The following is a 17,331-nucleotide window of genomic DNA, read 5'->3' as shown; positions in this document are numbered from 1 at the left end:
ACCTCATGACGGCCGTCTAAGCTCGGGAAGACGGACGGCTCGGCCGCCGGTGAACGCAGGATTGTTGTATTAGTCCAAATTTGCCGGAATTGGCGATTCAGAATTGTCTCATCGAATTATCACAATGCTTTTCACAAAAAGTCAAAAAGGCACTGAATAAATGGTTTTTCAAAAAAGCCTGACACGGGAATTGACTTTAACCGCGCTGGGCGTATTCGTCGTGCTCCTCGCCATCATCGTTTCCACCCAAGCGATCAATCTGCTGGGGCGGGCGGCGGAGGGACAGATCGCGAACGAGGCGGTCACCGCGCTGATCGGTTTCTGGACATTGGGATTTTTCCCGGTTCTGATGATCCTGACCGTGTTCGTCAGCGTGCTGGTCGTGCTTACCCGCACCTGGCGCGACCACGAAATGGTGGTCTGGCTGTCTTCCGGCCTGTCGCTGCGCGACTGGGTCTGGCCCATCATGCGCTTCACCATTCCGTTGGCGGTGCTGATCGCCGGCGTGACGCTGTTCGTCGGCCCCTGGGCGGACCAGCGCAGCCAGGATTACGCGGAAATCATCAAACGCCGCGAAGAAATCTCCGCAATATCGCCGGGCGTGTTCAAAGAATCCGCCTCGTCCAGCAAAGTGTATTTCATTGAAAACTATTCCGGCTTGCACAGCGCCGCCACCAATATCTTCATGCAGGATATGACCGACGGCAAAGTGAGCTCCATTTTCGCCAAGCGCGGCTATATCTCGATCAAACCGGACGGCGAGCGCGTGCTGGTGCTGGAGGACGGCAAACGCTACGTGGGCGAGCCTGGCCAGGCCGATTACCAGATAGGCGATTTCAAGCGTTACACGGCCAGCCTGGGCGACAGCCAGGCCTCGACTGGACCGGCCAGCAACCGCCAGTCCATCCCCACCAGCGTCCTGCTCGCGGGCAGCGGCAACCCCGAATACCGCGCGGAGCTGGCCTGGCGCCTTTCCATGCCGATCAGCTGCGTCCTACTGGCGCTGCTGGCGCTTCCCTTGTCCTATTACAATCCGCGCAGCGGCCATACCTACAATCTGCTGTTCGCGCTGCTGGCCTTCTTCGTCTACCAGAACGGCCTGACCCTGACCCGAAACTGGGTGGGCCAGGACAAGGTGGGCGTATGGGCGGTGGCGCTGGTGCACGCGCTGCTGCTGCTGGCAGCGCTGCTGCTGCTAAAACACCGCGACCGTCCGCAGGCGCCGTTCTCGCATTCTTTGCGCCTGATGTTCAGCAAGAAAAGCTAAGCCACCACGTCGATGAAACTCATACACCGCTACATCATCAGCACCCTGACCCAGTCCACGCTGTTCACCTTGCTGGCGCTGCTGGGCCTGTACGGCTTTTTCGATCTGCTGGGCGAAGTGCCCGCCCTAGGCACCGGCACCTATACCGCCAGCGTGATGGCCACCTATGTGGCGCTGCTGGTCCCCGGCCACGCTTACGAACTGATGCCGCTGGCCGTGCTGATCGGCGGCATGGTGGCGATGACCCAGCTGGCTAGCTCCAGCGAATACACGGTGATCCGCACCTCCGGCGTCACGCTGGGCCAGATCGCCGCCACGCTGCTGAAATTCGGCCTGGGCTTCGCTGTGCTCACCATCTTGCTGGGCGAATTCGTTTCGCCGTGGGCGATGCAGGAGGCCGAGCGCACCAAGCTGACCGCCACCCACTCCATCGTCGCCAAAGAGTTCCGCTCCGGCACCTGGGTGAAAGACAACCAGAATTTCATCAACGTGCATGAAATGCTGCCGGACAACACCCTGCTGGGCATCCGCATCTACACCTACGATCAGGACTTCAAGCTGGAGCGCACCCGGATCGCCGAGCGCGGCACCTTCTCCAAGCAGGACCGCAGCTGGCAGCTGGAAAACGTCAAGGAAACCGTGCTGGCCGCCGATCACACCATCAGCAACGCCTACCCGGCGCTGAAATGGAAATCCATCATCGAGCCGGAAATCCTGTCGGTGCTGCTGGTGGTGCCGGAACAAATGTCGGCGCACAACCTGCTCACCTATATCGAGCACCTGAAGAAGAACAAGCAGCAGACCCAGCGCTACGAGATCGCGCTGTGGAGCAAACTGTTCTACCCGCTGGCCTGCATTTCGATGGCGCTGGTGGCGCTGGCCTTCACGCCGCAACAGCGCCGCCACGGCCAGTTGGGCATCAAGCTGTTCGCTGGCATCTGCCTGGGCGTGACCTTCCACTTCGTGAACCGCCTGTTCGGCCACTTGGGCTTGCTGTACGACTGGAACTCCATCCTGTCCGCCACCTTGCCCACGCTGATCTTCTTCCTGGGCGGCATCGGCATCATCGCGAAACAGGAAAGGCGCTGACATGACGCTTGCGGCCACTCCCCTGCAGCGCTGGCGGCAGACGCTGGCCGACAAGCGACAACAACTGGCGGACGCCTACCGCGCCGACCGCGACGCGCCGGCCTTCCTGCGCCATTACAGCCAGGCGGTGGACCAGGCGCTGGCCGAGCTATGGCGCGAGCAGGGCCTGGACGGACTGGCCACCCTGGCCGCGGTGGGCGGCTACGGCCGCGGCCAGCTGTTCCCCGGCTCCGACGTCGACATCCTGATCCTGCTTCCCGACCAGCCATCCGCCGAAACCAACGACAAGGTCAGCCATTTCATCGGCCTGATGTGGGATATCGGCCTGGAAATCGGCCACAGCGTACGCACGACGGACGAATGCCTGCGCGAAGCCGCCGGCGACATCACCATCGAGACCAATCTGCTGGAAAACCGGCTGGTGGCCGGTCCGGCCGAGCCTTGGCGCAAGCTGATGACGCGGCTGGAAGCGCAGCGCGACCCGCTGGCCTTCTTCGAAGGCAAGACGCTGGAGCAGCAGCAGCGCCACACCCGCCATTTCGGCGTCAGCAACAATCTGGAGCCCAATCTGAAGGAAAGCCCGGGCGGCCTGCGCGATCTGCACACCATCTTGTGGATCAGCAAGGCGGCGGGACTGGGCGACAACTGGGATTCGCTGGTCCGGCGCGGCATCCTGACCCTGGCCGAGGCGCGGCTGATCAAGCACAGCGAGGAGCAGCTGCAGAAACTGCGCATCGACCTGCACCTGCTGGCCCGCCGCCGCGAAGACCGGCTGATCTTCGACCTGCAGCAACAGGTGGCGCAAGCGTGGGGCCTATCCGACACCCCGGCCAAGCGCGCCAGCGAGCAACTGATGCAGCTTTACTTCCGCGCCGCCAAGACAGTGAACCAGCTCAACGGCATCCTGCTGCCCAATCTGCGCGGCCGCATCTACAGCCAGGTGCCCCGCGTCACTCAGCACATCAGCGAATACTTCCACGCCGTCAACGGCATGCTGGGCATCCGCGAGGTCAATGTCTTCGACAAACACCCGCATGCGATACTCGAAGCCTTCCTGACGCTGCAGCGCCACCCCGAGCTGTCCGGCTTCGCCCCGCGCATGCTGCGCGCGCTGTGGCACGGCCGCAGCCAGATCAACGACCGCTTCCGCCAGGATCCGCGCAACCGCGCCACCTTCATGCAGATCTTCCGCGAGCCGGCCGGCCTCACCCGCACGTTGCGACGGATGAACCTGTACGGCACCCTCGGCCAGTACCTGCCCAATTTCGGCCAGATCGTCGGCCAGATGCAGCACGACCTATTCCACGTCTACACCGTGGACGAGCACATCCTGATGGTGGTGCGCAATCTGCGCCGCTTCGCCATCAGCGCCTACAACCACGAATACCCGTTCCTGTCGCGGCTGATCAACGATTTCGAGCGGCCAGAGGTCCTGTATCTGGCAGGCCTGTTCCACGACATCGCCAAGGGCCGGGGCGGCGACCACTCCCAGCTGGGCATCGCCGACGCCGAGGCCTTCTGCCGCGACCACGGCCTGCCGCCGGAAGACTGCGAACTGGTCGCCTGGCTGGTGGGCCAGCACCTGACCATGTCCAGCATCGCGCAGAAGCAGGACATCTACGACCCGGAAACGGTGCAGCGCTTCGCCGACCTGGCGCGCACGCCGCGCCGCCTGGCCGCGCTCTACCTGCTGACCGTGGCCGACATCCGCGGCACCAGCCCCAAGGTGTGGAACACCTGGAAGGCCAAGCTGCTGGAAGACCTATACCACGCGACGCTGCGCGTGCTGTCGCGCGGTGGCGAAATCGATCTTGCCTCGGAGCTGGAAGCGCGCAAAAACCAGGCCCGCGCCCAGCTGCGGCTGCACGCGATACCGGACGGCGCCGAGGCCGGCCTGTGGGCGCAGCTCGACACCGTCTACTTCCTGCGCCACGAGGCCAAGGAAATCGCCTGGCACGCCCGCGTGCTCAACCGCCAGCTGTCGCCCGACCTGCCGCAGGTGCGCGCGCGGCTGGCCGACGACCACGAAGGCCTGCAGGTGCTGATCTACTCGCCCGACAAGCCCGAGCTGTTCGCCCGCGCCTGCGCCTTCTTCGGCCGCACCAACTACAGCATCGCCGACGCCAAGGTCTACACCACCCGCCACGGCTACGCGCTGGACACCTTCCACGTCTTCGTCCCCGAACACCACGACGGCGACTACCGCGACATGATCAACTTCATCGAATTCGAACTGGCGGCGGCGCTGGCAACGGACCAGCCCTTGCAGTTGCCGCCGCAAGGCCGGATCAGCCGCCATTTGAAGCATTTCCCGATCACGCCGCAGGTATCGATCCGCCCGGACGACCGGGACAACGACTTCATCCTGTCCATCGTCGCCGGCGACCGCCCCGGCCTGCTCGCCCGCATCGCCAAGGTGCTGGCCGATTACCGGCTCAATGTGCGGTCCGCCAAAATCATGACGCTGGGCGGCCGCGCCGAAGACTCATTCCAGATCTCCGGCGCCGCGCTGAAGGACGACAAGACCTCGCTGGCGCTGGAAGCGGCGCTGATCGCCGCGCTGCGGGTCTGACCGCCCCGGCCGCCACGGCGCGGCCATCAAAATTCGGGAATCATCATGCAATGCCTCACACTCGCGCGGCCGGCCGCCGTGCTGCGCTACCACGATCTGCCCGGCAACGGAACGCCATTGGTCATGCTGCATGGCCTGGGCTGCGCGTCTTCGTTCGACTATCCCCGCCTGCTGGCCGAACCCGCCCTCGCCGGCCGGCGCGCGCTGCTGGTCGACCTGCCGGGTTTCGGTTTCAGCGACAAGCCCGCCGACTTCTCATACGACACCCATGCCCAGGCTCAAGCGCTATGCGAGTGGATAACGCGGCTGGACCTGGCTGGATTCGATCTATTTGGCCACAGCATGGGCGGCAGCGTCGCGATTGAGCTGGCCACGCTGCTGCCAAACCGCGTGCGGCGACTGGTCGTCGCCGAGCCCAATCTGGACAGCGGCGGCGGCAGCTTCAGCCGCGCGCTGGCCGCCTGGGATGAGCGGGATTATGTCGAACGCGGGCACGCCGACATCATCGCCGCCTGCCGCGGCGACAATCCCGCCTGGGCCGGCAGCATGGCTGTCGCCTCGCCGCTGGCCGCGCACCGGGCGGCGACGGAGCTGGTCAAAGGCCGACCCGTCAGCTGGCGCGACCAGTTGCTGGCGCTCCCTATGCCGCGCTGCGCGATCTTCGGCGCGCGCTCGCTTCCCGATCCGGATACGGAATGGCTGCCGCGGCGCCGCATCGCGGTCCGCGTCGTCGCGGACGCCGGCCACTCGATGGCATGGGACAACCCGGCGGGGCTGGCGGCGGCGATTGCCGCCGCGCTGGATTGAGAATGATGCTTTGACCAATTTCGACGCCGACGCTATGCTGCAAGTCTGATATTACGTTAACGTAAGTTGAATCATGCTCTACTTCGAAGACCTTCAGACCGGCCAGCGCTTTCTCAGCGACAGCCATACGCTGAGCGAAGAAGAAATCATCTCCTTCGCGCGCCAGTTCGATCCGCAGCCCTTCCATACCGATCCGGAAGCCGCCCGCCAGACCTTTTTCAATGGCCTGGCCGCCAGCGGCTGGCACACCAGCAGCTTGTCGATGCGGCTGGTGGCGGAGTCCGAACTGGGCCGCGCCGCCAATGGCCTGATCGGCATGCAGATCGACAAGATGCGCTGGCCGCAGCCGAGCCGCCCCGGCGACACGCTGCAAGTGGAAGTGGAAGTGCTGGACAAGCGCCGCTCCAGCAGCCAGCCCGGCTTCGGCGTGGTCAAAGTGAGCTGGACCACCCGCAACCAGCGCGGCGAGACCGCGATGCAGCTGGAGTGCGCGATCTGGCTGCAATGCCGCAGCAAGGCCGAGGCGGCCGCGCCGGAGCTTGCCGGCGCCAAATAGGCGCGGACATGAAAACGGCCGCGAAGCGCAAGCCCGCGGCCGTTTATCGTTTCAGGCCATGTCCGCTCAGCGGTAAACCTGGATCATCTCCACATCGCGCAGCGCCGACAGCGTCGCGCCGCCGGCGTAGCTGACCGAAGACTGCAGGTCTTCCTGCAGTTCGCGCAGCAGCTTGCCCATGCTGCCCTTGTACTCGACCAGGATCTTCTTGCCCTCGACGTTGACGTAGGCGCCCTTGTTGAACTGCGAGGCGCTGCCGAAGTATTCCTTGTAGTGCTTGCCGGCGATCTCGACGATGTCGCCGGCCGATTCGTCGTAGCCGGCGAACAGCGAGCCGGCCATCACCATCGCCGCGCCGCAAACCAGCGCCTTGGCGATGTCGCCATGCTCGACGATGCCGCCGTCGGCGATCACCGGGATCTTCACAGCGGCCACGCAATCGCGCACGGTGGAGATCATCGGACGATGGAAGCCGGTCTTGTTCTTGGTGATGCAGACGCGGCCGCCGGCGATGCCGGCCTTGATCGCGTCGCAGCCCCAGGCTTCGAGGTCGCGCGCCGCCTCGGCGGTGGCGACGTTGCCGCCGATCAGGAAGGTATTCGGGAAGTGCTGCTTGATGTGCTTGATCATGCGCTCCGCCTTCACGCACCAGGCGTTGGCGACGTCCAGCGTCATGTATTCCGGCTCGAGGCCGGCCGCCTTCAGCGCGTCCAGTTGCTCGTAGGTGTCGTCGTTGACGCCGACGCTGATCGATGCGAACAGACCCTGCTCCTGCATGTAGCGGGTAAAGGCCACCGCGTCGACGTTGAAGCGGTGCAGCGTGTAGAACCAGCCTTCGCGGGCGAACAGCTCGCAAGTCTCGGCCGAAACCACCGACTTCATATTGGACGGATAGACCGGCATCGCGAAACGGCGCGGGCCGAACTGCACGGAGGTGTCGCACTCCTTGCGGCTGTCCACCACGGTTTTCTTCGGCACCAGGTATACGTCGCCGTAGTTGAGTTCGGTCTTGATCATGCGTGTGCTCCCACAAAAACAGGTTTGGATGAAAAAAACAGGGGCCCCAAACAAAGACGGGAGCCGTATAGGCTCCCATTTGCAGCTACCCCTGCGACGCCTGTCTTCGGCTCGCACGCAGTTACGAAACAAAGCTACGCGCATTGAATCTCGACGTCAAGAGTCTACACATAAAAATTTTCGTTATTTGTCGCACCAGGCTGCCGGATCATCCCCCAGCCAACGCAGTATCGGCAGCCAGGCTTCTCGGTCCCTCTCAGTCCGAGAGGCCGGCAAATCGAACAAGGACATCCCCGCCGAAGCCGCCTGCACGTAAAGCTGGGTGTCGCGCAGCCAGCTGAGCACCGGCACGTCGTGCCGCGCCAGGAATTGCTCCAGCTCGCGCGCGGAACGGGTGCGCGGATCCACCCGCATGCCCACCACCGCCATATAGGCCTTGTTCTTGCGAATGGATTTTTCCTCCAGCATCTGCTCAAAAAAGGCTTCGCTGGCCCACGCGTCGAATGGCGACGGCTGGATCGGCACGATCACGTGCCCCACCTGTGAAAGCAGCGAGCTCAGCTTCTTGCCGTGCAAGCTGGCCGGACTATCCAGCACCACCACCTCGGTGCCGCGCGGCGGGCGCTTGGGTTCGTTGGCGGCCACTTCCCAGCCGGAGATGCCGGGCAGCGCATGATCGCGCCGGGCCAGCCAGTGCAAGGAGGTCTGCTGGCGGTCGACATCCCCCAACATCACCTTCTTGCCACTGGCTGCGTAATAGGCCGCCAGATTGGTGGCCAGCGTCGACTTGCCGCTGCCGCCCTTGGGATTCGCTATCAGTACCGACCTCACCCTCTCCTCCTTCGCCTTGCGCTTGACGGAGACCACTATACCAGAGTCATCGCCCTTGCCGGCAGCCGGGGAAACCGATAGTTTCGGGTAGAAAGGAGAGGGAATGAACCGTAGTTTCGACGCCCTGCTGTTCGACATGGACGGCCTGATGCTGGATACCGAGACGCTGTCCTGCGCGGCCACCCGCCGCGCGGGCGCCGAGTTGGGCATACAGATAGACGACGCGATGCTGATGGGGATGGTGGGCTTGTCCGAAGCCCGCTGCACCCGCTACATCGCGGAATACCTGGCAAGCGAGGAGTTGGCCGCGCAGTTGCAGCAGACCAGCCGCGCCGGCTACCGCCGCATGCTGGAGCACGAAGCGATTCCGCTCAAACCCGGCATCGTGGAGCTGCTGGACTGGGCGGAAAGCCAAGGCATTCCGCGCGCGGTGGCCACCTCCACCCGCCGCGCGGTCGCCGACGTCAAGCTGGCGCGCAGCGGACTGGCCCGCTACTTCCGGCACACCATCGCCGGAGACGAGGTAGCGCGCACCAAGCCGGAGCCGGACATCTATCTGGCCGCCGCCGCGCTGCTGGGCGCAGCGCCTGAGCGCTGCATCGTGCTGGAGGATTCGCCGTACGGCATGCAGGCCGGCGTCACCGCCGGCTCCAGGGTGATCCTGGTGCCAGACCTGATCGCGCCGTCGGAAACGCAGCGCGCGCAGGCACTGGCCGTCTGCGGCGACCTGCATCAGGCGCTGACGCTGCTGCGCGCCTTGTAATCGCGGCCGGCGGCCTTTCGCCAGCCGCTCGTCGTCCTAACCGTGGCCGCGGATGCGGGCGATCAATTCGTCCAGCACGTCCTCGGACTGATCGTGCCCCACCTGGCAGGTGCCGGCGGCCTCATGGCCGCCGCCGCCATACTGCAGCATCAGCGCGCCGATATTGGTGCGCGAAGTGCGATTGACGATGGACTTGCCTACCGCGAACACGGTGTTCTGCTTGTTCAGCCCCCACATTTGGTGGATGGAGATGTTGCAGTCGGGGAATAGCGCGTAAATCATGAAGCGATTGGTCGGGTAGATGGTTTCCTCGTGCAGCAGGTTCAGCACCACCACATTGCCATGCACGCGCGAACAGCGGCGGATCTGCTCCTTGGCCAGCGTCTCGTACTGGCGGTACAGCGCCACCCGTTCCTGCACGTCGGACAGCTGCAGGATTTCATCGATGCCGTGATTGCGGCAGTAGCCGATCAGATCCATCATCAGCTGGAAATTGCTGACCTTGAACTCGCGGAAGCGGCCAAGGCCGGTGCGGGCGTCCATCAGGTAGTTGAGCAGCACCCAATCCTTGGGGTCGAGTATTTCGTCGATGGTGAACTGGGCGGAATCCGCCTTGTCCACCGCCGCCATCATCTCGTCGCTGATGCCGGGAAACGCCTTCTTGCCGCCGTAATGGTTGTACACCACCCGCGCCGCCGACGGCGCGCGCGGATCGATCACGTAGTTGTCGACGTCGGTGGCGTTGCGCAGCGTCTCCGACAGATGGTGGTCGAACACCAGATGCGCCTTGGCGACGTATGGCAGGTTGGTGGTGATGTCGTCGCCGGTGATCTCCACCTTGCCGTCCTGCATGTCCTTGGGGTGGGCGAACATCACCTCGCGGATCAGCTTGAGTTCGTTGAGCAATACCGCGCACACCAGTCCGTCGAAATCGCTGCGCGTCACCAGGCGGTACTGTTTTTGCTGCGTCATCTGCGCCTCCCGTTCGTTGCATTCTCAGCCGTCCGGCGCCGCCACCTCCAGCGCGCCGGCCATGCGGTCGGCCAACTCGGCCAGCCGCGCGTCCACCTCCGCCTCGGGCAGCTCCACCGTGAGCCAGACCCTGTCGGCGTAGTGCTGATCCACCACCGCCAGCCCCGCCTCCTGGCATGCGTGCCGCAGACGGGCCTCGCCGGAGAAGTCCACTCCCAGCCGCCGCAGGCAGGTTCGGCTCAGCGGCGTCAAGACGGCCTCGGCCAGCGCGGCATTGACAGCTTGAGTGTAGGCTCTGACCAGGCCGCCCGCACCCAGTTTGATGCCGCCGAAGTAACGCACCACCACCGCCAACACATTGGCGATGTCCTTATGCCGCAATACGTTATACATCGGCTTGGCCGCGGTGCCCGACGGCTCGCCGTCGTCGTCCAGCATCGAATCGCCGGAGCAAAGCAGCACCGCGCAGTAATGGCGGGCGTCCGGCCAGCGCGCGCGAATGACCGCCAGCTCGCGCATCGCCTCGTCGCGGCTGGCCACCGGCAGCACGATGCCGATGAAGCGGCTCTTGCGGATTTCCACCTCGGCCTGGGCCTTTTCTTGCAACTGGAACATTCAACGCATCCTGCTGTCTGAAACGGGCGGGCATTGTAAACCCGGAGGTCGCAATCCGGCACCGCCGGCAACGCATTCGCGGTCTAAACTGAAAGCGGGAACCCATCCGGAGGGAACGGCCATGACCGCCCTGCTCCTGCTTGTACCGCTGATCGTCGCCGGCCTGTGGCTTTATGTCAGGAAATGCTGGCTGGACAGCGAGGACGCCATCCATCTGTCCCATTTTCTGCCGGACCGCGACCACGTCTGAGCCTTGTCCGCGCCGCCGGCCTCGCTGGCGACCCCGTTGTCATTCGCAAGAAATGGCCGGACAATAACCGTGATGATCGCCCCCTGAGGATTTCATGTCGCAACTCACCTTCTGGTTCGGCTGCGCGCTGGTCGCGCTGATCGCCGAATTCGTGTCGGGCACCTTCTACCTGCTGATGGTGGCGCTGGCCCTGGCCTGCGGCGGCCTTGCCGCCTGGCTGGGCGCGCCGGAGCCGTGGCAATGGCTGATCGCCAGCGTCAGCGGCGCCGTCGGCCTGCTGCTGATCTATCGCCGCAGACGCAGCCTGATGCCCCCTCCCCCGCCGCAGGACGATCCCGACTGGGGCCAGCAGGTGGAAATCCGCGCGCTGACCACCCCGGGCCATGCCCGCATCCACTACCGCGGCGCCGAATGGGACGCCGTATTGCTGGACAGCAGGCTTAGCGCCGGCGGCACCGGTTACATCTCCGGCCGCGAAGGCAATCAGTTCAAGATCTCGTCACAACAACCGCAATAAAGAGAAAATCCATGGAAATCGTCCTGATCCTGTTCGTGGCCGTTGTCATCTTCATTTTCAAATCGCTGGCGGTGGTGCCACAGCAGCACGCCTACATCGTCGAGCGCCTGGGGCGCTACCACGCCACCCTGACTCCGGGCCTGAACATCATCACGCCCTTCATCGACCGCATCGCCTACAAGCACAGCCTGAAGGAGATCCCGCTGGATGTGCCCAGCCAGATCTGCATCACCCGCGACAACACCCAGCTGAAGGTGGACGGCATCCTCTACTTCCAGGTGACCGACGCCAAGCTGGCCTCTTACGGCACCAGCAACTTCATTGTCGCCATCACCCAGCTGTCGCAGACCACGCTGCGCTCGGTGATCGGCAAGCTGGAGCTGGACAAAACTTTCGAAGAGCGCGACGACATCAACCGCACCGTGGTGGCCTCGCTGGACGAAGCCGCGATCAACTGGGGCGTCAAGGTGCTGCGCTACGAGATCAAGGACCTGGTGCCGCCGCAAGACATCCTGCACGCGATGCAGGCGCAAATCACCGCCGAGCGGGAAAAACGCGCCCGCATCGCCCAGTCCGAAGGCGTGAAGGTGGAGCAGATCAACCTGGCCACCGGCGCGCGCGAAGCGGCGATCCAGAAATCCCAGGGCGAGATGCAGGCCACCATCAACAACTCCGAGGGCAACAAGCAGGCGGCGATCAACCAGGCGATGGGCGAGGCCGAAGCCATCCGGCTGGTGGCCGACGCAACAGCCGACGCGATCAACCGCATCGCCGGCGCGGTCCGCACCGAGGGCGGCATCGAGGCCGTCAACCTGAAAGTGGCCGAGCAATACATCGACGCCTTCAGCAAATTGGCCAAGGAAAACAATACCATCATCATGCCGAGCAACGTCGCCGACGTCGGCGGACTGGTGGCGAGCGCGCTCAGCGTCGTCAAACAAACTAACCGTTAATCCCTCTGAGAGGCCCGGCGCGGCTTGAATCTGGCCGCGCCAGCCCCCATAATCACCCGCATGAAATTTTTTACCGATCTCCTTCCCGTCCTGCTGTTCTTCGGTGCCTACTGGCTGACGCGCGACATGTTCCTCGCCACCGGCGTGGCCATCGCCGCCACGGTGGTGATGGTGGCATGGACCTGGTTCAAGCACCGCAAGGTGGACACCATGCAATGGATCAGCCTCGGGCTGATCGTGGTCCTGGGCGGCGCCACGCTTCTGCTGCACGACAAGCACTTCATCATGTGGAAGCCCACCGTGCTGTACTGGGTGATGGGCGCCGGCCTGCTGATCAGCGAATTCGCCGGCAAGAACGGCCTGCGCCTGATGATGGGCAAGCAGATCGAGATGCCCGATCCCGTGTGGCGCAAGCTCACCTGGGCCTGGGGCGGCTTCTTCGCCTTCATGGGCGCGCTGAACCTGTTCGTCGCCTATCACTTCAGCGAAGACGTCTGGGTCAACTTCAAGCTGTTCGGCGGCATGGGGTTGATGCTGCTGTTCGTGATCGCCCAAAGCCTGTTCCTGGCCAAGTACATCGAGGAAAAGAAATGATGCTGTACGCCATCATCGCGCGCGACCTCCCTGGCACCCTCGAGCGCCGCATCGCGCTGCGCGCAGAACACCGCGCGCGGTTGGCCGCGCTGCAGGACCAGGGCCGGATGAAACTGTCCGGCCCGCTGCCCGCCATCGACAGCGCCGATCCGGGCCCGGCCGGCTACTGCGGCAGCCTGGTGGTCGCCGAGTTCGCGTCGCTGGAAGAAGCGCGCGCCTGGGCCGCGGCCGACCCTTACCAGGGCGGCGGCGTCTACGCCAGCGTGGACGTTCAGCCCTTCGTGCAGGTATTCCCGGCATGAGCGGCACCGTGGAACTGCTGGAAACCGCGTTGCGGGCTCTGGAGCCCGAGCATCTGGACATCCAGGACGACAGCGCGCTGCATGCCGGCCACGCCGGCGCCAAGGGTGGCGGCGGCCACTACACGCTGACCATCGTCAGCGCGCGCTTCGCCGGCCTCAACCGCGTAGCGCGGCACCGGCTGATCTACCAGACCCTGGGCGAACTGATGGCCGGCCGCGTTCACGCGCTGGCCATTCGCGCCCTGACACCAGAAGAACTCTGAATTTCTACCAAAGGGACAATATGAAACTCTCCCGTATCGCCGCCCTGACGCTGGCAGCCTCGATCAGCCTGCCGGTCGCCGCGGAGTCGATCGCCGTGGTCAACGGTGTTTCCATCGACAAGTCCGAACTGGACGCCGCGGTCGCCAATGTCGTGCAAAGCAATGGCGGCAAGGTGCAGGACAGCCCCGAACTGCGCGAGCAGTTGAAGAATTCGCTGGTCAGCCGCCAGCTGATCCTCCAGGAAGCCACCCGCCGCGGCCTGGACAAGCAGCCGGCCTTCGTCAAACGCATGGACGAGGCGCGCGCCGAATTGCTGCGCGATTCGCTATTCGCCGACATCGCCGAGAAAGCCAACGTCGGGGATGCCCAGATCAAGGCCCGCTACGACGAGATGGCGGCCCAGGTCGCCGGCAGCAAGGAAGTCCACGCTTACCAGATCACGCTCGGCAGCGAAGCCGACGCGCAGAAGGCGATCGCCCAGCTGAAGAAGGGCGCCAAATTCGAAGAGCTGGTCAAAACCCGCTCCATCGACCCCAACGCCAAGCAAAGCGGCGGCGACATGAACTGGGGCAATCTGTCCCGCATGGAACCCAAGCTGGCCGAAGCGTTGAAGGCCATTCCCAAGGGCCAGGTCAGCGGCGCGCCTTACCAGTCGCAACTGGGCTGGCACGTGTTCAAGGTAACGGACGTCCGCAACGCCCAGATTCCGCCGCTGGACGCCGTCAAGCCGCAGATCGCCCGCCAGTTGCAGGAAGAAGCCATTGCCAAGGCCGTGGAAGATCTGCGCGCCAAGAGCAAAATCCAGTAAACCCACCTCATCCGGGAAATAGAACAAAATGCGTAAAATCTTGCTGCAAACCGCTCTGGTCGCCGCCTTCGCCGGCAGCGCCATCGCCGTGGCCGGCCCGACCGTCAACGGCCAGCAAATCTCCGACGCCCGCGTCGACGCCGTGGCCAAAATGATGGAAGCCCAGGGCCAGAGCGTGAACCCGCAGGCCCGCGACCAGATCAAGGACCAGCTGGTGACCGCCGAAGTGCTGCGCCAGGAAGCCGTGAAGAAGGGTTTGGACAAGTCTCCGGAATTCACCGCCGAACTGCAGAACATGCAGTCGATGGCGCTGGCCAATCGTCTGATCAAGGACTACGAGAAAGCCAATCCGGTCAGCGACGCCGACCTGAAGGCCGAATACGACAAACTGGTGGCCTCGGTTCCGGAAACCAAGCAATTCCACGCTCGCCACATTCTGGTAAAGAGCGAGGCTGAAGCCAAGTCCGTCATCGACGCGCTGAAGAAGGGCAAGTCTTTCGACAAGCTGGCCAAGGAAAAGTCGCAGGACCCGGGCAGCAAGGCCAATGGCGGCGATCTGGGCTGGCAGGAAGCCGGCACCTTCGTCGCGCCGTTCTCCGACGCGATGAGCAAGCTCGCCAAGGGCGAAGTGACCGCCAAGCCGGTGAAGACCGAATACGGCTGGCACGTGATCAAGCTGGACGACGTGCGCACCCAGCGCAACGTGCCGCAGCTTGAAGAAATCCGTCCGCAGCTGACCCAGCGCGTGATGGGCAGCCGCATCGAGAAGTACGTCGCCGATCTGAAGGCCAAGGCCCAGATCCAGCAGTAAGCCCGCGCAGCGCGCGTTACGGGGACGGCATGCCGTCCCCGTTTTGCTTGACAGCGCCCCCCGCCGCGCTTACCTTCGCGCTCAACCGAAGCAGGCCCGCCCTGCCCTTGTCACCGCTGCCGCCGGCAGCCCCATCGGAAACGCCATGACATGGCCGCTCCCTCACAGGAAAATCACATGACCATCATCGTCAATGGCGTCGAAATCAGCGAAGACATGATCGCCTCGCAACTGGAACACTACGCGGATACCCCCAGCCCGCGCGACACCGCGATCCAGCAGCTGGTCCTGCACACCCTGTTGGTGCAACAAGCCAAGAGCGAAGGCCTGGACGTCTCCGACGAGCAGCAAGCCATCCAGGCCCTGCTGGACCAGAAGCTGGAAGTGCAGCCGATCGACGAAGCCAGCTGCCGCGAATTCTACGAGCGCTATCCGGAGCGCTTCTCCGCCGGCGAAAGCGCCGTCGCCAGCCACATCCTGCTGCCCAAGGGCGAAGGCCTGGAAGCCAGCCTGATCAAAGCCAAGGCCGAAGGCATCCTGGCGGAAGTGCAAGCCAGCCCGTCGAGCTTCGCCGCGCTGGCGCAGGAGCACTCCACCTGCCCGTCCGGCAAGCAAGGCGGCAGCCTCGGCCAATTCGGCCGCGGCCAGATGGTGCCGGAATTCGAACAAGCCGTATTCAGCACCGAAGCCGGCCAGATCACTCCGCACCTGGTGGAAACCCAGTTCGGCTACCACATCATTCAGGTGAACGAGCGCGCCGACGGCGGCAAGATCGGCTTCGACGAAGTCAAGGAACGCCTGCAGCACTACCTGACCGACATGGCCTTCAACCAGGCGATGCACGAGTATCTGAACATGCTGGTATCCGGCGCCCAGATCAGCGGCTACCAGATGACCGCCGCCTAAGCGACGGCCACCCGGCTCAAGCTCACCAGGCCGTCCGCGTCGCGCGGACGGCTTTTTTCTTGCTCGCCGCCGCGACAGGCAACTGGCGCAAGCTGGCCGCCACCGGCTTGGAGAAGTTGTAGCCGTCATGGCGGTCCCAGTTGATCGACCAGGTCATCGCGCCGCGGAAGGTTGGATAAGCCTGCGCCGGCAGCACGCCGCCGCAGCCTTGCAGCGCGGTCAGGCAGCTCAATGCCTTGGCCACGGTGTCCGGCGTAACGAAACCGGAATTGGCCGAGCTGCGTCCGGACGGCACGCCGAAGGCCACCTGGTCCGGCCGCAACCCCTTGAAGCTGCCGGACGCGCCGTTGCCGAGCGGGAAACCCTCGATCAGCATTTTGCTGCCGCCGACCAGCATGTCCACCGAGCCCTCCGGCAGCGCGCCGGTGGAGTACGGCGTGTACAGCCCGCCGTTGTTGTAATACTGGACATGGATCACCGAGAGATCGTCGCGCAGTCCGTCGATGATGGGCAGGTAGGCTCCCCAGTTGCCGCCGTAGGCGACATAGCCGCCCTGCACGTACGGATGCTCGGGCGCCATCGACAGATAGAAACTTGGTCCGATCTTGGCCTTCAGCTGCTTCACCGCGCTGACCAGATTGCTGATGATCGGCGCGCCCACCGACACGCCGCTTTCCAGATCCAGGTCGATGCCGTCGAAGCCGTACTGGCCGATGATGGCGGCCAGACTGTTGACGAAATTCTGCGCCTGCGCGGCATTGTTCAGCGTCACCGAGCCGTTCTGGCCGCCTAGCGACAACACCACCTTCTTGCCCTTGGCCTGCTTGGCGCGGACGTCCTGGATGAATTGGGCCGCGCTGCCCGCGGCCGGGTCCAGCGTGAAGCTGACATTGCCGTTGCCAGCGTCGTCGGCGAAAGCCACCACGATCACGTCCCAATCGTCCGAAACCTGCGCCAAGGGGAAAGCCGCGCCGCTGGGATTGGCGAAATTGTGCCAATACCCGACCAACGCGTGCTTGGCGAACGGCGCCGGCGTGCCCGGCGGCGGACTCGGCGGCGTCGGAGGATTGGGCGGGGTCGGCGGGGTCGGGTCGCCGCCGGAGCAGCTGCCACCCGCCTTCCACAACGTCGGCGTCGCGGCGGGATTCCAGTTGGCGCCGGGATAGGCGGTATGCGCGGTCAGCGCGGTATAATTGGCGTTTTGGTAGGCGACCACGTCGCCAGCCTGATAGACCGTTCCCTCAGCCCAGGACGGGCAAGCCGCCAGTGCCACTTGCCCGTACGCCATCAACAGCGCCATCCCCAACGCCCACCTCGTCCCTGCGATCGTTTCGCGCATCTGTCCTCTCCTTTTGATTGCCAACTGGTATCTAATTGGTATTTTATGGTATGTCGTCAGCAATAACTTTCAAGCTTGAAATGTCGAATAAATATCAA

The 17,331-nt window shown here is 64.1% G+C and carries 20 protein-coding genes; 15 read left to right on the top strand and 5 right to left on the bottom strand.

All coding sequences use genetic code 11. The annotated features are described in order from the left end of the window. Nucleotides 1-160 precede the first annotated feature (160 nt). The 5 genes from lptF (at nucleotide 161) to ACX17K_RS10575 (ending at nucleotide 6,291) form a co-directional block, all read left to right on the top strand. Nucleotides 161-1,267 (top strand): LPS export ABC transporter permease LptF, encoded by a 1,107-nt coding sequence (gene lptF, locus ACX17K_RS10595; protein ID WP_493774753.1) that lies wholly within the window; start codon nucleotides 161-163, stop codon nucleotides 1,265-1,267. A 12-nt stretch (nucleotides 1,268-1,279) separates the two neighbouring features. Beyond that, nucleotides 1,280-2,356 (top strand): LPS export ABC transporter permease LptG, encoded by a 1,077-nt coding sequence (lptG, locus tag ACX17K_RS10590; protein ID WP_021477576.1) that lies wholly within the window; start codon nucleotides 1,280-1,282, stop codon nucleotides 2,354-2,356. A 1-nt stretch (nucleotide 2,357) separates the two neighbouring features. After that, nucleotides 2,358-4,928, top strand: coding sequence for a [protein-PII] uridylyltransferase (locus tag ACX17K_RS10585; RefSeq protein ID WP_493774752.1), 2,571 nt, complete (start codon nucleotides 2,358-2,360; stop codon nucleotides 4,926-4,928). Nucleotides 4,929-4,973: 45 nt separating this feature from the next. Further along, nucleotides 4,974-5,735: an alpha/beta fold hydrolase gene (locus tag ACX17K_RS10580; protein WP_493774751.1), complete on the top strand. Its 762-nt coding sequence runs from the start codon at nucleotides 4,974-4,976 to the stop codon at nucleotides 5,733-5,735. Between the two features lie 73 nt (nucleotides 5,736-5,808). After that, a complete protein-coding gene (locus ACX17K_RS10575) occupies nucleotides 5,809-6,291 on the top strand; it encodes a MaoC family dehydratase (protein ID WP_231153535.1) in 483 nt (160 codons plus the stop codon). A 66-nt stretch (nucleotides 6,292-6,357) separates the two neighbouring features. Here ACX17K_RS10575 and ACX17K_RS10570 read toward each other — a convergent pair whose 3' ends face one another. After that, complete coding sequence (locus ACX17K_RS10570) at nucleotides 6,358-7,308, bottom strand: GMP reductase (protein WP_231161711.1); 951 nt, start codon at nucleotides 7,306-7,308, stop codon at nucleotides 6,358-6,360. Between the two features lie 183 nt (nucleotides 7,309-7,491). Next, nucleotides 7,492-8,139, bottom strand: a complete 648-nt coding sequence (locus tag ACX17K_RS10565; protein WP_493774750.1) for a nucleotide-binding protein — start codon at nucleotides 8,137-8,139, stop codon at nucleotides 7,492-7,494. Between the two features lie 103 nt (nucleotides 8,140-8,242). Here ACX17K_RS10565 and ACX17K_RS10560 point away from each other — a divergent pair, with 103 nt between their 5' ends. Next, complete coding sequence (locus ACX17K_RS10560; RefSeq protein ID WP_493774749.1) at nucleotides 8,243-8,902, top strand: HAD family hydrolase; 660 nt, start codon at nucleotides 8,243-8,245, stop codon at nucleotides 8,900-8,902. A gap of 36 nt (nucleotides 8,903-8,938) precedes the next feature. Here the strand turns inward: ACX17K_RS10560 and ACX17K_RS10555 are convergent, their stop codons facing one another. Next, nucleotides 8,939-9,874, bottom strand: a complete 936-nt coding sequence (locus ACX17K_RS10555) for an exopolyphosphatase (RefSeq protein WP_231161708.1) — start codon at nucleotides 9,872-9,874, stop codon at nucleotides 8,939-8,941. 24 nt (nucleotides 9,875-9,898) lie between these two features. After that, complete coding sequence (locus ACX17K_RS10550) at nucleotides 9,899-10,489, bottom strand: IMPACT family protein (protein WP_493774748.1); 591 nt, start codon at nucleotides 10,487-10,489, stop codon at nucleotides 9,899-9,901. Nucleotides 10,490-10,610: 121 nt separating this feature from the next. On the opposite strand from ACX17K_RS10550, the gene ACX17K_RS10545 reads away from it, so the two are divergent. From ACX17K_RS10545 to ACX17K_RS10505, 9 genes are all read left to right on the top strand, one after another. Further along, nucleotides 10,611-10,739, top strand: a complete 129-nt coding sequence (locus tag ACX17K_RS10545) for a hypothetical protein (RefSeq protein WP_021477585.1) — start codon at nucleotides 10,611-10,613, stop codon at nucleotides 10,737-10,739. A gap of 94 nt (nucleotides 10,740-10,833) precedes the next feature. Further along, a complete protein-coding gene (locus ACX17K_RS10540; RefSeq protein WP_046156587.1) occupies nucleotides 10,834-11,256 on the top strand; it encodes an NfeD family protein in 423 nt (140 codons plus the stop codon). Between the two features lie 11 nt (nucleotides 11,257-11,267). Continuing rightward, nucleotides 11,268-12,209: an SPFH domain-containing protein gene (locus tag ACX17K_RS10535; RefSeq protein WP_493774747.1), complete on the top strand. Its 942-nt coding sequence runs from the start codon at nucleotides 11,268-11,270 to the stop codon at nucleotides 12,207-12,209. Between the two features lie 60 nt (nucleotides 12,210-12,269). Next, the gene (locus ACX17K_RS10530) at nucleotides 12,270-12,803 is read left to right on the top strand and encodes a septation protein A (RefSeq protein ID WP_347371650.1); all 534 of its coding nucleotides are present in this window, start codon (nucleotides 12,270-12,272) and stop codon (nucleotides 12,801-12,803) included. After that, nucleotides 12,800-13,105 (top strand): YciI family protein, encoded by a 306-nt coding sequence (locus ACX17K_RS10525; protein ID WP_493774746.1) that lies wholly within the window; start codon nucleotides 12,800-12,802, stop codon nucleotides 13,103-13,105. The genes ACX17K_RS10530 and ACX17K_RS10525 overlap by 4 nt, the downstream gene beginning before the upstream one ends. Beyond that, a complete protein-coding gene (locus tag ACX17K_RS10520) occupies nucleotides 13,102-13,368 on the top strand; it encodes a BolA family protein (protein ID WP_493774745.1) in 267 nt (88 codons plus the stop codon). Before ACX17K_RS10525 ends, ACX17K_RS10520 begins: the two co-directional genes overlap by 4 nt. A 20-nt stretch (nucleotides 13,369-13,388) precedes the next feature. Then, complete coding sequence (locus ACX17K_RS10515) at nucleotides 13,389-14,177, top strand: peptidylprolyl isomerase (protein ID WP_493774744.1); 789 nt, start codon at nucleotides 13,389-13,391, stop codon at nucleotides 14,175-14,177. A gap of 28 nt (nucleotides 14,178-14,205) precedes the next feature. Continuing rightward, nucleotides 14,206-14,988 carry a peptidylprolyl isomerase gene (locus ACX17K_RS10510; RefSeq protein ID WP_493774743.1) on the top strand — a complete coding sequence of 261 codons (783 nt, stop codon included), beginning with the start codon at nucleotides 14,206-14,208 and terminating at the stop codon, nucleotides 14,986-14,988. 177 nt (nucleotides 14,989-15,165) lie between these two features. Further along, nucleotides 15,166-15,894: a peptidylprolyl isomerase gene (locus ACX17K_RS10505; protein ID WP_493774742.1), complete on the top strand. Its 729-nt coding sequence runs from the start codon at nucleotides 15,166-15,168 to the stop codon at nucleotides 15,892-15,894. Between the two features lie 22 nt (nucleotides 15,895-15,916). On the opposite strand, the gene ACX17K_RS10500 is transcribed toward ACX17K_RS10505, so the two are convergent. After that, nucleotides 15,917-17,233, bottom strand: a complete 1,317-nt coding sequence (locus ACX17K_RS10500) for a chitinase (protein WP_493774741.1) — start codon at nucleotides 17,231-17,233, stop codon at nucleotides 15,917-15,919. Nucleotides 17,234-17,331: the final 98 nt, after the last annotated feature.

This window comes from Chromobacterium sp. INPA-IVC (genome assembly GCF_059047085.1).
The sequence above is the reverse complement of the archived record's forward strand: the minus strand, read 5'-3'. Positions and strand labels throughout refer to the sequence as shown.